This is a genomic window from Pseudomonas sp. R151218B TE3479, assembly GCF_053629195.1.
Map to the genome: position 1 here is coordinate 5919181 of NZ_JBRJHV010000001.1, position 14308 is coordinate 5933488.

General features: G+C 61.4%; 14 protein-coding genes. 4 read left to right on the forward strand and 10 right to left on the reverse strand.

Features of this window, described 5'->3' with window-relative positions; translation table 11 throughout:
• Nucleotides 1-14: 14 nt before the first annotated feature.
• The 5 genes from AB7M32_RS25755 to AB7M32_RS25775 form a co-directional block, all read right to left on the reverse strand.
• Entirely contained in the window at nt 15-551 is a 537-nt protein-coding gene (locus AB7M32_RS25755) for a C40 family peptidase (RefSeq protein WP_060741070.1), read from the reverse strand.
• Nucleotides 552-716: 165 nt separating this feature from the next.
• Entirely contained in the window at nt 717-1343 is a 627-nt protein-coding gene (locus tag AB7M32_RS25760; RefSeq protein WP_072411813.1) for a C40 family peptidase, read from the reverse strand.
• A 212-nt stretch (nt 1344-1555) separates the two neighbouring features.
• Entirely contained in the window at nt 1556-2260 is a 705-nt protein-coding gene (hda, locus tag AB7M32_RS25765) for a DnaA regulatory inactivator Hda (protein WP_003178999.1), read from the reverse strand.
• Between the two features lie 169 nt (nt 2261-2429).
• Nucleotides 2430-3503 (reverse strand): AI-2E family transporter, encoded by a 1074-nt coding sequence (locus tag AB7M32_RS25770; RefSeq protein WP_454251790.1) that lies wholly within the window; start codon nt 3501-3503, stop codon nt 2430-2432.
• Between the two features lie 32 nt (nt 3504-3535).
• A complete protein-coding gene (locus AB7M32_RS25775; protein ID WP_454251791.1) occupies nt 3536-4594 on the reverse strand; it encodes a DUF2066 domain-containing protein in 1059 nt (352 codons plus the stop codon).
• A 365-nt stretch (nt 4595-4959) separates the two neighbouring features.
• Between AB7M32_RS25775 and purM the strand changes: the two genes are divergently transcribed.
• The 4 genes from purM to AB7M32_RS25795 all read left to right on the forward strand — a co-directional run bounded on the left by purM (nt 4960) and on the right by AB7M32_RS25795 (nt 7965).
• A complete protein-coding gene (gene purM, locus AB7M32_RS25780; protein WP_003204658.1) occupies nt 4960-6018 on the forward strand; it encodes a phosphoribosylformylglycinamidine cyclo-ligase in 1059 nt (352 codons plus the stop codon).
• Nucleotides 6018-6668, forward strand: coding sequence for a phosphoribosylglycinamide formyltransferase (gene purN / locus AB7M32_RS25785; protein WP_060741065.1), 651 nt, complete (start codon nt 6018-6020; stop codon nt 6666-6668). Before purM ends, purN begins: the two co-directional genes overlap by 1 nt.
• A gap of 8 nt (nt 6669-6676) precedes the next feature.
• A complete protein-coding gene (locus tag AB7M32_RS25790; protein WP_060741064.1) occupies nt 6677-7390 on the forward strand; it encodes a DUF3108 domain-containing protein in 714 nt (237 codons plus the stop codon).
• A 380-nt stretch (nt 7391-7770) separates the two neighbouring features.
• Entirely contained in the window at nt 7771-7965 is a 195-nt protein-coding gene (locus AB7M32_RS25795) for a hypothetical protein (RefSeq protein WP_454251792.1), read from the forward strand.
• A 139-nt stretch (nt 7966-8104) separates the two neighbouring features.
• Here the strand turns inward: AB7M32_RS25795 and AB7M32_RS25800 are convergent, their stop codons facing one another.
• The 5 genes from AB7M32_RS25800 to cysM all read right to left on the reverse strand — a co-directional run bounded on the left by AB7M32_RS25800 (nt 8105) and on the right by cysM (nt 14254).
• Entirely contained in the window at nt 8105-8644 is a 540-nt protein-coding gene (locus AB7M32_RS25800) for a DUF2058 domain-containing protein (RefSeq protein ID WP_053124301.1), read from the reverse strand.
• A gap of 26 nt (nt 8645-8670) precedes the next feature.
• The gene (gene mazG, locus AB7M32_RS25805; protein WP_454251793.1) at nt 8671-9504 is read right to left on the reverse strand and encodes a nucleoside triphosphate pyrophosphohydrolase; all 834 of its coding nucleotides are present in this window, start codon (nt 9502-9504) and stop codon (nt 8671-8673) included.
• 129 nt (nt 9505-9633) lie between these two features.
• A complete protein-coding gene (gene relA, locus AB7M32_RS25810) occupies nt 9634-11880 on the reverse strand; it encodes a GTP diphosphokinase (RefSeq protein WP_014339754.1) in 2247 nt (748 codons plus the stop codon).
• A gap of 101 nt (nt 11881-11981) precedes the next feature.
• Nucleotides 11982-13352: a 23S rRNA (uracil(1939)-C(5))-methyltransferase RlmD gene (gene rlmD, locus AB7M32_RS25815; RefSeq protein ID WP_454251794.1), complete on the reverse strand. Its 1371-nt coding sequence runs from the start codon at nt 13350-13352 to the stop codon at nt 11982-11984.
• Nucleotides 13352-14254 (reverse strand): cysteine synthase CysM, encoded by a 903-nt coding sequence (gene cysM, locus AB7M32_RS25820; protein WP_454251795.1) that lies wholly within the window; start codon nt 14252-14254, stop codon nt 13352-13354. Before cysM ends, rlmD begins: the two co-directional genes overlap by 1 nt.
• Between the last annotated feature and the right edge of the window lie 54 nt (nt 14255-14308).

Sequence of the window (14308 nt, forward strand, 5' to 3'; positions counted from 1 at the left end):
TCTGAATCTCCGGGTCAGGGATTACGCGCCAAATGCTCCGGCTGCAACACACGCTTGGCGCCCAGGTAAGCCTTCTGCCAATAGGCCTTGGACAGGCTGTCGAGCTTGACCGTGCCGCCCGTGGCCGGCGCGTGGACGAAGCGCCCTTCGCCGACATAGATCCCGGCATGGCTGACCTGAGAGCCGCCGTTGGTGGCGAAGAAAATCAAATCGCCGGTCTGCAAGGCATTCTTGCCGACATCCGGGGCGCGCATGCCGATCATCTCGCGCGTGGAGCGCGGCAGGGAAATACCGGCGGCGTCGCGGTACACATAACCGATCAAGCCACTGCAATCGAAGCCCGAATCGGGCGTGTTGCCGCCCCAGCGGTACGGCGTCCCCACCAGGCCCAGCGCCCGGAACAGGACGTCTTCGGCGGCCGGCGAAAAAGATTGCGAGGGAGCAAAGACCACCGGGGCCCGCACAACAGGTGCTGGCGGCGGGGTACGGCTGGCGCACGCACTGAGCAGTGCGGCGAGGAAAATGAGCGCAAGGCGGGCCGACGTCGACATATGCAGAACAATCCTGATCTGGATGCGGCTTTTCTGCCGTGGGCATGAAAACAAATCCGCCTGCGTAGTGCGCAGGCGGATTGCCATCAATCAATGATCAAGGATTCTAGCGGCTATGTGGCAAACTTCAAGTAAGACTTTAAGTTTGCCTTACAAACTGTGTGCTTACTTGCGAGCAGTGACCACAGTTGGTGCCATGGCGAGGGCGCGCTTGGCTTCGATGAAGGTCTTGCTCCAGTAGCTGTCGCCCAGGCTGTCGATCCGCACGCCACCGCTGCGGCGGCTGCTGGAATGGATGAACTGGTTGTCGCCCAGGTAGATACCGGCATGGCTGACACGACCGCGACGACCGTTGGTGCTGAAGAACAGCAGGTCACCGGGCTCCAGCTGATTGCGCGCGACCAGTGGGGCGTTCACGTTGATCATTTCGCGGGTGGAGCGCGGCAGGTTCATGCCAGCCTCTTCGCGGAACAGGTAACCGATGAAACCGCTGCAATCGAAGCCGGCTTCAGAAGTACCGCCAAAACGGTAGCGGGTACCGATCAACGACATGCCACGTTCCAGGATGCTGTCGGCCAGTACTGGAAGCTGGTAAGGCTTGCTGCCGGCGAAGGCTGCGAGCTCTTTGTCGGAGGCCATTTCTTCCTGGAACGCAACGGAGGAAGACTGGGCGGTAACGGAATTCTGGACCTGTGGTTGTGGCGCTTGCTGGGACACTGGAGAGTGGGCAGCGCAACCGAACAACAGGGTAACGAGTGCGAGAGGCACGAGGGGTGCGAAGCGATTTAGCATGGGCACGACCGTGGCTGAAGTAGTAAAGATGGCGAGACTATGCCTTCTATCAACCTCATTTGCAAATTCAATCGATGCAAATGTGACTTCTCGGTTTTACGTTTACATCTAAGCGCTTAAGCCCGTTTTGAACGTCACGCAGCCTGCAACCCAGCAGGACCGCGGGTTTCGCCGCGCCCAGAACAGGCCATGAGCCACTACTTACAACGGTTCTACCAGCCCAAAGTTTCTTTCAAAAAAGGAATAGTCAGCTTGCGCTGGGCCTGGAGCGAGGCTTGGTCGAGGCGCTCGAGCAGCTCGAACAATGCGCTCATGCTGCGGGTGCCACGGGTGAGGATGAAATGCCCGACTTCGTCGGTCAGGTGCAGGCCACGTCGGGAAGCGCGCAGTTGCAAGGCACGGAGTTTGTCTTCGTCGGACAACGGGCGCATCTGGAAAATCAGCGCCAGGGTGAGACGGGATTTGAGATCCGCCAGTTTCACCGGCAGCTCCCGAGGCGACGTCGAGGCGGCTATCAGCAAACGCCGCCCGCTGTCGCGCAGCCGATTGAACAGATGAAACAGCGCTTCTTCCCAGTCAGCCTTGCCGGCCACGGCCTGGAGATCGTCCAGGCAGACCAGTTCGTACTGTTCAAGGTTGTCGAGGATTTCAACACCGCGATCGAGCAACTCGGCCAACGGCAGGTAAACAGCAGGTTCACCCAACTGCTCGAACCGAAGGCACGCGGCCTGCAACAGGTGCGTGCGCCCTACCCCGTCCTTGCCCCACAGATAGATCAGGCTTTCGGTCCAGCCGGCGTCGGCTTCGCAAAGCCGCTCGACATAGCCGAGTGCAGCGGCATTGGCGCCTGGGTAGTAGTTGATAAAGGTGGCGTCATCACGCAGACGCACACCTAGGGGCAGCTGAATCGGTTTCATGCTGACTGAACAGTTCCCAAGGAACCGTTAGTGGCCTCTGTGTAAAGTGCGCAAAGTTTATACCCGTGGCGCGGACCGCACAATGCGCCGGACCACGAGCAAAATCAAAGGTTTGCAGCGACAAGAGCGCTGGGTGTCAGTTTCCCTGACACCTGGCCGGTCATTCGCCCTACAGATCGGGGTCTTCAGCGCCGCTATAAATGTCCGAATCCTTGTACAGATCGTGCATATGCCGCACCAGCACCATGATCACCGCCGCCACTGGCAGCGCCAGCAGGATGCCGGTGAAACCGAACAATTCGCCACCGGCCAGAATCGCAAAGATCACCGCCACGGGATGCAGGCCAATGCGGTCGCCCACCAACAGCGGCGTCAGCACCATGCCCTCCAGGGCCTGCCCGACCATGAACACCGCCACGATGCCGACCATCGGGTACAAGTCACCGCCGAACTGGAACAACCCGGCGATCAACGCCGCACCGATACCAATCACAAAGCCCATGTACGGCACGATGGCCGCCAGCCCGGCGATCAAGCCGATCAACAGCCCCAGCTCCAGCCCCACCAGCATCAAGCCGGCCGCGTAGATGAAACCCAGGGCCACCATCACCAGCAACTGCCCGCGCACGAACGCCCCCAACACTTCATGGCATTCGCCGGTCAGGGTCATGATGCGTTCTTCGCGCTGACGCGGCAGCAGGCTGCGGATCTTGGCCATCATCAGGTCCCAGTCCCGCAGCAGATAGAAAGCCACCACCGGAATCAGCACCAAGTTCGCCAGCCAACCTATCAACGCCAGGCCCGAGGCCGTGGCCTGGCTCAACACCACGCCAACGATGTCGGTCGTCTGGCCCATGTGCTCGCTGATGGCGGCCTTGACCTTGTCGAACTTCCAGAAACCGTCGGCCAAGCCCAATTTCGACTGCACCCACGGCATCGCGCTGTGCTGCAACCAATCGAGCATCTGCGGCGCCAATTCATACAGGCGCACCAGTTGCTTGGCGAGCATCGGTATCAGCACCAGTAACAGGGCGCTCACAATCAGTGTGAATAGCGCAAACACCGCCACCACGCCCCAGGTACGCGCCAGGCCGAGTTTTTCCAGGCGATCCACCACCGGATCGAACAGATAGGCCAACAGCAGCGCGACCAGGAACGGTGTGAGGATCGGATGCAGCAAATAGATAAGGGCGAACAGCAGGGCAACCCCACCCAACCAGAACCAACGCCGCGTATCGCCCATGAACCACTCCTAGCTATATAAAGAAAGACAACCTACCAGCGGAACCGCAAATTGGCGGCCGGTGCTGGCGCAGGCGCTGCCACCGGGGCCGAGCCATCGGCGGCGGGCGGCGCGACCGGCACGGGCGCGATGGCCTCACCGGCTGGCACCTCCTGCAGTTTTGCCAGGGCCAACTGAGCCTTCAATTGTTCGGCGCTGCCGTTGACCCGATAGACGATCCGGTCCCCTTCGACCCGCTGCAACTGCCCAGCGAACGGTTCGAGCAAACGCCCCAGCGCCGCGTAACGCTCCAGGTTCATGCCCTGCACTTCCAGCAGTTGTTCTGTGGCCACACCCGGCTTGGCGACGAAGCGCGGCGCCAGGCGTTGACTCACCGCGAGCATGACCGCATCGGCCAGGGTCGCAGGATCGGCGCCCTGGGCAGAGCCCTGCTCACGCTGGTCCCCCAACCACAGGCGCCAGGTACCGTGCCACTGCCCGCCCTCTTCCTTGGCATGGACCGCCAGCAAGGCGTCCGTCGCGTAGCGCTCCGAGGCATCGCGCAAAGGCGCCGGATCGCTGCCTTCCAGGTTCGGCGCGGTGGCGACGATCTGCTCGCTCAAATCCGCCAGCGGCAGGTGCAAAGCCAGGCCTCGATGCTGCGCGGCACGCCGCAGCGGCGTGGCGCTGGCTTGGCCATCGCCCACCAGGCTGGAGCCCTCGGCCGAATCGTTCAGCCACCAGCCCAGGATCGATGGCCGGTTCGCGCTCCACAGTGACAAGCCTGCCGAGCGCAATGCCCGGTCGGTGCTCGCCGGGTCGAAATCCACCTTGAGGCTTTCCGGCGGGCCGGCGTCGTAGCCATATTGAAGAATGATCTGTTGCGGATCCTGGCGGATGGCCGCCAACCCGGGATTCTGGGCCGCCTTGGCATCGCCGGTCAGGCGCAGCACCAGCGTATCCAGGGCGCGCAACGTCGCCTGGTTACGCTCCTCCGGCGTCTGGCTGGTGACCGGTTCGAGCACTTGATAGAGGCCATTGACGGTTTCGGCATGGCTCGCCAGGCTGATCAGCGACAAGCAGCCCACGGACAAGAATTTGAACAAACGCATGGAAGATTCCCGGACATAACGGCTGGAACAGGCCGTGTGAAGAAGATTGAGCATGGCTGAGACCACAGCACCCGGCAAAACATTCACATGCCCGGTGGAAGTTTCGCACGGTCATCACCATAACCGGTTACCGCTACACCTTATACAGAGGCGTTGCGCAGTACCAATATAAGAAATATCGGTTTTTTTCCGCGGATATGTCCCTGCCCGTCGGCGCGAGGATGGCCGCTGCCCCTCAAGCCTGATAAAATCGCGCGCCTTCGCAGACCGGCAATGGCTGGGCTCCCGGAATAATTCGTACAACGGTTATTCAATGGCCCTGGCGGTCGGTCGTTACCCAGAAATCCCCCCTAAAGGCCTGGATCATGAGCAAGCAACCCTCCCTGAGCTACAAGGACGCCGGTGTAGACATCGACGCCGGTGAAGCATTGGTCGAACGCATCAAGAGCGTCGCCAAGCGCACTGCGCGCCCGGAAGTCATGGGCGGCCTGGGCGGTTTCGGCGCCCTCTGCGAGATCCCGGCCGGCTACAAGCAACCGGTTCTGGTCTCGGGCACCGACGGCGTCGGCACCAAGCTGCGCCTGGCCTTGAACCTGAACAAGCACGACAGCATCGGCATCGACCTGGTGGCCATGTGCGTGAACGACCTGGTGGTGTGCGGTGCCGAGCCGCTGTTCTTCCTTGACTACTACGCCACCGGCAAACTGAACGTCGACACCGCCGCCCAGGTCGTGACCGGCATTGGCGCCGGCTGCGAACTGTCCGGCTGCTCCCTGGTCGGCGGCGAAACCGCTGAAATGCCAGGCATGTACGAAGGCGAAGACTACGACCTGGCCGGCTTCTGCGTCGGCGTCGTGGAGAAAGCCGAAATCATCGACGGCTCGAAAGTCGCCGCTGGCGATGCCCTGCTCGCCCTGCCGTCCTCCGGCCCGCACTCCAACGGCTACTCGCTGATCCGCAAGATCATCGAAGTCTCGGGTGCCGACATCGAAAACACCCAGCTCGACGGCAAGCCACTGGCCGACCTGCTGATGGCCCCGACCCGCATCTACGTCAAGCCGCTGCTCAAGCTGATCAAGGACACCGGTGCCGTCAAGGCCATGGCCCACATCACCGGTGGTGGTCTGCTGGACAACATCCCGCGCGTGCTGCCAAAAGGCGCCCAGGCCGTGGTCGACGTGGCGAGCTGGACCCGTCCGGCGGTATTCGACTGGCTGCAAGAGAAAGGCAATGTCGATGAAACCGAAATGCACCGCGTGCTGAACTGCGGCGTGGGCATGGTCATCTGCGTGGCCCAGGAGCACGTCGAGACGGCCCTGAACGTCCTGCGTGAAGCCGGCGAACAGCCTTGGGTCATCGGCCAGATCGCCACCGCGGCCGAAGGCGCCGCACAGGTCGAGCTGAAAAACCTTAAGGCACACTGATGTCCGCAACCTGTGACGTGGTGGTGCTGCTGTCCGGCACCGGCAGTAACTTGCAGGCCTTGATCGATAGCACGCGGACCGGCGACAGCCCGGTCCGTATCCGCGCGGTGATTTCCAACCGCGCCGATGCCTACGGCCTGCAACGTGCCAGGGACGCGGGCATCGACACCCGCGTCCTGGATCACAAGGCGTTCGAGGGCCGCGAGGCCTTCGACGCCGCGCTGATCGAACAGATCGACACCTTCAATCCGCAACTGGTCGTGCTCGCTGGCTTCATGCGCATCCTCAGCGCTGGCTTCGTGCGTCACTACCAAGGCCGCCTGTTCAATATCCATCCCTCGCTGCTGCCCAAATACAAAGGGTTACATACTCACCAGCGCGCGCTGGAGGCCGGAGACACGGAGCACGGCTGCTCCGTGCACTTCGTCACCGAGGAACTCGATGGCGGACCACTGGTCGTACAGGCAGTAATACCGGTAGAGTTGCACGACACGCCGCAAAGCCTGGCGCAACGGGTTCACGCCCGCGAGCACCAGATCTACCCGATGGCCGTGCGTTGGTTTGCCGAAGGAAGGCTGACCCTCGACGATCGCGGTGCCTCACTGGACGGCCAGTTACTCGCCGCCAGCGGCCATTTGATTCGATACTAGGAGATTTTATGCGTCGCGCCCTGCTCTTCGCTTGCGCTCTGCTTGCCTTGCCCCTGGCACAGGCCGCAGAACTTCAACCGTTCTCCGCCAGCTACACCGCCGACTGGAAACAGTTGCCCATGAGCGGCACCGCCGAGCGCAACCTGACCAAGGAGGCCAACGGCACCTGGAAGCTGAGCTTCAAGGCTTCGATGATGATCGCCAGCCTGACCGAAGAAAGCACCCTGACCCTGGACAAGGACACCCTGCTGCCACAGTCCTACCACTTCGAACGGGGTGGCCTGGGCAAGGCCAAGAAGGCCGACCTGGACTTCGACTGGAACACCAAGATGGTCACCGGCACCGATCGCGGTGACGCGGTCAAGCTGCCGCTCAACCGTGGCATGGTCGATAAATCCACGTACCAGTTGGCCCTGCAGCATGACGTGGCGGCTGGCAAGAAAAGCATGAGCTATCAGGTCGTGGATGATGGCGAAGTCGATACCTACGACTTCCGTGTCCTGGGCTCGGAGAAGGTCGACACCAAGGCCGGACAGATCGATGCGATCAAGGTCGAGCGCGTACGCGACCCAACACAAAGCAAGCGCATCACCGTGCTCTGGTTCGCCAAGGACTGGGACTACCTGCTGGTGCGCCTGCAACAGGTCGAGACTGACGGCAAGGAGTACAACATCATGCTCCAGGACGGTACGGTCAACGGCAAGGCTGTAAAAGGCAGCTGATCGAAGTGAACACCGAGAAGCCCCGCAAATGCGGGGCTTTTTAATGCCCGGATTTCAAGCCCACCACATACCCTCTGTGGGAGCGAGCTTGCTCGCGATAGCGGTGTGTCAGTCAGCATTTTTATCGCGGATAAACCGCCATCGCGAGCAAGCTCGCTCCCACAGGTTTTGTGTTCATGGAGAATTACCCCTGCAACATGAAATCTTCTTCATGAACAACACCTGCGACCGAATGCCGCGCAACGCCTGACCTGCAGGATTGTTGCGCTTTCCATGAAAACTTCTTAACGAACCGGGCCATTTACTTAGCACGCTATCCAAATCTATAACAAAGTCCTGCACACGCCTTGCTGCAGATAACAGAGATTGGAGCTTGCAAGATGACTGTGAAAGTAAATGAACGTGATGATGCCCACATGTCCCACGAAGCCATTGCTGCCGGGATCCGGATCTGGGATGTGCGTCAGCAGGATCTGCTGGTGGGGATGTTCCACTCCGAAACGGACGCCCATAGCTACAAGGCTGAGCTGGAGCGTGAGGAACGACTGCGCTCGCGTGAAATGGCAGAATCCTGAACGATAAAAAAACCTGTGGGAGCGAGCTTGCTCGCGATAGCGGTATATCAGTGAAAGAGACATTGACTGATATGACGCCATCGCGAGCAAGCTCGCTCCCACATGTTTTGTGTTTCAGCTCAACGACATTGAGCCGCTCTTACCACATCAAATCATCAGGAATCTGATACGCCGCGTACGGATCATCGGCATCCACTTCTTCGGTCTGGGTGTTGAGCTGGACGATGCGCTTGGGGTCGCGTTCCTGGATCTTCAGGGCTGCCTCGCGCGGGATCACTTCGTAGCCGCCGGCATGGTGGACGATCGCCAGGGAGCCACTGCTCAATTTGTTGCGCATCAGCGTATTGACCGAGATGCGCTTGACCTTCTTGTCGTCGACGAAGTTGTAATAATCCTCAGTGGTCAGCTTCGGCAGGCGCGAGACCTCGATCAATTGCTTGATCTGCGCGGCCCGGGCCTTCTGCTCGACCTTTTCCTGCTGCTGCCGGTTGAGTTCCTGGTCGCGCTTGACCTTTTCGGCCATGGCTTCCTGGGCGGCACGCTGCTGGGAATCATCCAGTTCGATCTGGCCTTTGTGGGCCAGGCGCTGCTGCTTCTGTTTCTCTTTGCCGACCTGCTTGGCCTGCTTTTGGTTGACCAGCCCTGCTTTGAGCAACTGGTCGCGAAGGGAAAGGCTCATGGTGCTTACTCACTTAGGCAACGGCCTCAGCCACAGCTGGGCAAATTCTTTTCCTGACGTTTGGCTTCGCCCCACAAGGCGTCCAACTCTTCGAGGGTGCAATCTTCCATGGGACGGTGGGTGTCGCGCAATGCCTGTTCGATAAATCGGAACCGCCGCTCGAATTTCCCGTTGGCCCCCCGCAGGGCGCTTTCCGGGTCGACTTTCAGATGGCGAGCCAGGTTCACCACACTGAACAGCAGGTCGCCAATCTCGTCGCTGATGGCGACCGGATCATCGTCGGCCATGGCTTCGAGCACTTCGTCCAGTTCCTCCCGGACCTTGTCGAGCACCGGCAAAGGACCTGGCCAGTCGAAACCGACCTGGCCGGCACGCTTTTGCAATTTCGCCGAACGGGACAACGCCGGCAGCGCACCCGGCACATCGTCGAGCAACGACAACTGTTCGGGCGCCGAGGCTTTCTCGGCTCGTTCCTCTGCCTTGATCTCTTCCCAGCGATGCTTGACCTGTTCTTCACTCAGGCGAGGAATGTCCACCGGGGCATAAAGGTCACCGGTAGGAAACACATGGGGATGACGACGGATCAGCTTGCGGGTGATGCTGTCGACCACGCCGGCGAATTCGAAGCGGTTTTCTTCCCGGGCCAACTGGCTGTAATACACCACCTGGAACAACAGGTCGCCCAACTCGCCCTGCAAGTGATCGAAATCGCCGCGCTCGATTGCATCGGCCACCTCGTAAGCTTCTTCAAGCGTATGAGGAACGATGGTGGCGTAGGTTTGCTTGATGTCCCACGGGCAGCCGTACTGCGGGTCCCGCAGGCGGTTCATCATGTGGAGCAGGTCTTCAAGGCTATACATCAATCCATCCCGTCACAAAAAAGCCCTGTGGGAGCGAGCTTGCTCGCGATGACGGAACACCAGTCAACATCTCTGTCACTGATAGACCGCTATCGCGAGCAAGCTCGCTCCCACATGTTTGGACTGCGCTTAACCTGGCGTCCGGTTACGCCGGGTCTCGATGATGTTCGGCAACTGGGAGATCCGCCCCAGCAACCGCCCCAGCGCATCCAGCCCCGGAATCTCGATGGTCAGGGACATCAGCGCGGTGTTGTCTTCCTTGTTCGAACGGGTATTGACCGCCAGCACGTTGATCCGCTCGTTCAGCAACACCTGGGACACGTCACGCAGCAGGCCGGATCGGTCGTAGGCGCGGATGACGATGTCCACCGGGTAGGTGAGCACCGGCACCGGGCCCCAACTGACCTGGATGATCCGCTCCGGCTCGCGACCGGCCAGTTGCAGCACCGAGGCACAGTCCTGGCGGTGAATGCTCACGCCGCGGCCCTGGGTGATGTAGCCGACGATCGCATCCCCCGGCAATGGCTGGCAGCAGCCGGCCATCTGGGTCATCAGGTTGCCCACGCCCTGGATCTGGATATCGCCGCGCTTGCCCGGTTTGTAGCCGGTGGCCTTGCGCGGGATCAGCTCCAGTTGCTCGTTGCCACGCTCCGGTTCCACCAGTTGCTGGGCCAGGTTGACCAACTGTGCAAGGCGCAGATCGCCGGCACCGAGGGCGGCAAACATGTCCTCGGCGGTTTTCATGTTGGCTTTTTCGGCCAGCTTGTCGAAGTCCACCTGCGGCAGGCCCAGACGCCCGAGTTCACGCTCGAGCAAGGTCTTGCCGGCAGCGACGTTCTGATCGCGGGCCTGCAGCTTGAACCAATGGACGATTTTCGCCCGCGCCCGGGATGTGGTGATGTAGCCCAGGTTCGGGTTCAGCCAGTCGCGGCTCGGCGTACCGTGCTTGCTGGTGATGATCTCGACCTGCTCGCCGGTCTGCAGGCTGTAGTTGAGCGGCACGATCCGCCCGTTGATCTTGGCGCCACGGCAGTTGTGGCCGATCTCGGTGTGGACCCGGTAGGCGAAGTCCAGCGGTGTCGCGCCCTTGGGCAAGTCGATCGCGTGGCCGTCGGGGGTGAATATATAGACCCGGTCCGGTTCGATGTCCACGCGCAGCTGTTCGGCCAGGCCGCCGATGTCACCCAGTTCCTCATGCCACTCGAGCACCTGGCGCAGCCAGGAGATTTTCTCTTCGTAGTGGTTGGACCCGGACTTGACGTCGGTGCCCTTGTATTTCCAGTGGGCACAAACGCCCAGCTCGGCTTCCTCGTGCATGGCATGGGTGCGGATCTGCACTTCCAGCACCTTGCCCTCGGGGCCGATCACCGCCGTGTGCAACGAGCGATAGCCGTTTTCCTTGGGGTTGGCGATGTAGTCGTCGAACTCCTTCGGAATGTGCCGCCACAAGGTGTGGACGATCCCCAGCGCGGTATAGCAGTCGCGCATTTCCGGGACCAGCACACGAACGGCGCGAACGTCGTAGATCTGGCTGAATTCCAGGCCCTTGCGCTGCATTTTTCGCCAGATCGAGTAGATGTGCTTGGCCCGGCCACTGATGTCGGCTTCCACGCCGGTGGCCTGCAACTCCTCGCGCAACTGGGTCATCACATCGGTGATAAAGCGCTCGCGATCCAGGCGCCGCTCATGCAACAGCTTGGCGATCTGCTTGTATTGGTCGGGCTCCAGGTAGCGGAAGGACAGGTCCTCCAGCTCCCACTTGATGTGACCGATGCCCAGACGATGGGCCAGGGGGGCGTAGATGTCGAACACCTCCCGGGCGACGCGATTGCGCTTTTCGTCATCGGCGGACTTCACGGCGCGGATCGCGCAGGTGCGCTCGGCCAGCTTGATCAGCGCGACGCGCACGTCGTCGACCATCGCCACCAGCATCTTGCGCAGGTTTTCCACCTGGCCCTGGGTGCCCAACACCATGGACTGGCGCGGGCTGAGGCTGGCGCTGATAGCGGCCATGCGCAGCACGCCGTCGATCAGCTTGGCCACCACGGTGCCGAAACGCTGGCTGACCACCGGTAGCTGGATCTGTCCTTCGCGCACGCCGCGGTACAGCACCGCCGCCACCAGGGAATCCTGGTCGAGCTTGAGGTCAGCGAGAATTTCGGCGATCTCCAGGCCCGTCTGGAAACTCGAGGTGCCTTCGGACCACAGGTTCTTCGCCGCGTTGTGTTGCTGCTCCGCCTCGCGAGCGAACTCGCAGGCGGCCTTCAAGGCTTCGCGATCCAGTGCCATGTCGACGCTGACCGCATGATCGAGCCAAGCCTCGAGATTGATACTGCCGTCGGTGTTGATCGGCTGGTGTGCTCTCACCTGTACCATCTTTACTTACCTTCCCTACGACGCAGATTCAATGCGTCAACTTCGCTGACCTTCGCTGCCCGTGTTTCCGCCCAGGGCTGTGGCGGGTTGGCACGAACGGGTCAGTCGGACAAGCCATCCTGGCTCGCTTCAAATAACGCCATGGCCTCGACATGCGCCGTTTGAGGAAACATATCGAGAATCCCGGCACGTTTTAACCGGTAGCCCTGCTTGATCAGTTCGACCGTATCCCGGGCCAAAGTTGCCGGGTTGCACGATACATAAACCAACCGTTTGGCCCCCAGGGACGACAGCTTGCGCACCACCTCGAAAGCACCGTCACGGGGTGGGTCCAAGAGTACCGCAGAAAAGCCTTCGCCGATCCATTCGGCATCCGCCAGAGGCTGGGATAAATCGGCCTGAAAAAAGGCAGTGTTATTCAAATTGTTGCTGACGGCATTGGCCGCCGCACGGTCCACCATGGTTTGCACGCCTTCCACAGCCACCACTTGGCGCACGCTTTTGGCCAGCGGCAAGGCAAAATTGCCCAGGCCGCAGAACAGGTCCAGCACCCGCTCCTCGGAGCGCGGCGCCAGCCATTGCAGGGCCTGGGCGATCATCGCCTCGTTGACCCCGGCGTTCACCTGGATGAAATCCCCGGGCCGGTACGCCAGCTCAAGATCCCAGGCATCCAGGCGAAAGCCCAGGGCCTGTCCGGGCTCGACCGGTTGCGGTTCACCTGCACCGTGCAACCACAACTGGGCATCGTGAAACGCGCAGAAATCCTTGAGGATCGCCAGGTCGGCCTCCGACAGCGGCGCCATGTGGCGCAGCAATACCGCAAGGGACGAACCGGCGAACAATTCCACATGCCCCAGCGCCTGGGGTTTACTCAGGCGTCGAAGCATCTCTGGCAGGCGACTCATGATCGGCTGCAAGGGCTGTACCAGCACCGGGCAATCACCAATGGCGACGATGTCCTGGCTGCCGACAGCACGGAAACCCACTTCGAGTTTTTTCGCCTTCTGATCCCAGCGCACCGCCACGCGGGCGCGACGCCGATAACCGAACTCAGGCCCGCTCAATGGTGCCGCCCATTCCTGCGGCTCCACTGCGGCCACCCGCGACAGTTGCTCGGCGAGCATGCGCTGTTTCAGGGCGAGTTGTTCGTCATGGGGCAAATGTTGGACGCTGCAACCGCCGCAACGACCGGCATGGATGCACGGCGCCGCACGACGCAGATCACTGGACAGGAACACCCGCTCGGTACGCGCCTCGACTACTTTGCCGTGAGCACCGAGCACCCGCGCCTCGACCTCTTCGCCGGCCAGGGCACCGATGACAAACCAGGTCCGGCCATCGACAAACGCAATGCCCCGGCCATCGTTGGCCAGGCGTTCAATGGTCAGGCGCTGCTTTTTACCGGTGGGCACTTGCGGGGCCCGGCTCCCGCCGCTGGGCTGGAAGCGCAGGCCTCTCTCTTGCTTGGCCATCAGTTGGGCGCGTCGAAAATGCCGGTCGACAGGTAACGGTCGCCACGGTCGCAGATGATCGCGACGATCACCGCGTTTTCAACTTCCTTGGAAAGGCGCAACATCCCCGCCACGGCACCGCCCGAAGACACGCCGCAGAAGATGCCCTCTTCACGCGCCAGGCGACGGGTCACGTCCTCGGCCTCGCTCTGGGCCATGTCGATGATGCGGTCCACGCGCTCGGCCTGGTAGATCTTCGGCAGATACTCCTCGGGCCAGCGGCGGATGCCGGGGATGGCCGAGCCTTCCATCGGTTGCAGGCCGATGATCTGCACGTTCGGGTTCTGTTCTTTCAGGTAGCGCGAGGTACCCATGATGGTACCGGTGGTGCCCATCGAGCTGACGAAATGGGTGATGGTGCCGCCGGTCTGGCGCCAGATCTCAGGGCCGGTGGTGGTGTAGTGGGCCTCGGGATTGTCGCCGTTGGCGAACTGATCCAACACCTTGCCACGCCCCTCGGCCTGCATGCGCTCGGCCAGGTCCCGGGCACCTTCCATGCCCTGCTCCTGGGTCACCAGGAGCAACTCGGCGCCATAGGCCGTCATCGCCGCCTTGCGCTCGGCACTGGAGTTGTCGGGCATGATCAGGATCATCTTGTAGCCCTTGATCGCCGCCGCCATGGCCAAGGCAATACCCGTGTTGCCGGAGGTCGCCTCGATCAGCGTATCGCCAGGCTGGATCTGCCCGCGCAACTCGCCACGGGTGATCATCGACAGCGCCGGCCGGTCCTTGACCGAACCCGCCGGGTTATTCCCTTCGAGCTTGAGCAAAAGCGTATTAGTGGTCTCGCCGGGCAAGCGCTGCAAGCGGACCAGCGGGGTGTTGCCGACGCAATCGGCGATGGTGGGGTACTGCAAAGTCATGGCGTATTCGCAATCCGGGCTGCGGGGGCGCCTATCATACCGGCAAACCTGGCG

Bases quoted from the DNA above. Each gene is read 5' to 3' on its own strand.
- relA (WP_014339754.1), bottom strand. From the start codon at position 11,880: ATGGTACAGGTGAGAGCACACCAGCCGATCAACACCGACGGCAGTATC.
- purN (WP_060741065.1), top strand. From the start codon at position 6,018: ATGTCCGCAACCTGTGACGTGGTGGTGCTGCTGTCCGGCACCGGCAGT.
- hda (WP_003178999.1), bottom strand. From the start codon at position 2,260: ATGAAACCGATTCAGCTGCCCCTAGGTGTGCGTCTGCGTGATGACGCC.
- rlmD (WP_454251794.1), bottom strand. From the start codon at position 13,352: ATGGCCAAGCAAGAGAGAGGCCTGCGCTTCCAGCCCAGCGGCGGGAGC.
- mazG (WP_454251793.1), bottom strand. From the start codon at position 9,504: ATGTATAGCCTTGAAGACCTGCTCCACATGATGAACCGCCTGCGGGAC.
- AB7M32_RS25800 (WP_053124301.1), bottom strand. From the start codon at position 8,644: ATGAGCCTTTCCCTTCGCGACCAGTTGCTCAAAGCAGGGCTGGTCAAC.
- AB7M32_RS25770 (WP_454251790.1), bottom strand. From the start codon at position 3,503: ATGGGCGATACGCGGCGTTGGTTCTGGTTGGGTGGGGTTGCCCTGCTG.
- AB7M32_RS25795 (WP_454251792.1), top strand. From the start codon at position 7,771: ATGACTGTGAAAGTAAATGAACGTGATGATGCCCACATGTCCCACGAA.
- AB7M32_RS25755 (WP_060741070.1), bottom strand. From the start codon at position 551: ATGTCGACGTCGGCCCGCCTTGCGCTCATTTTCCTCGCCGCACTGCTC.
- AB7M32_RS25790 (WP_060741064.1), top strand. From the start codon at position 6,677: ATGCGTCGCGCCCTGCTCTTCGCTTGCGCTCTGCTTGCCTTGCCCCTG.
- AB7M32_RS25760 (WP_072411813.1), bottom strand. From the start codon at position 1,343: ATGCTAAATCGCTTCGCACCCCTCGTGCCTCTCGCACTCGTTACCCTG.
- cysM (WP_454251795.1), bottom strand. From the start codon at position 14,254: ATGACTTTGCAGTACCCCACCATCGCCGATTGCGTCGGCAACACCCCG.
- AB7M32_RS25775 (WP_454251791.1), bottom strand. From the start codon at position 4,594: ATGCGTTTGTTCAAATTCTTGTCCGTGGGCTGCTTGTCGCTGATCAGC.
- purM (WP_003204658.1), top strand. From the start codon at position 4,960: ATGAGCAAGCAACCCTCCCTGAGCTACAAGGACGCCGGTGTAGACATC.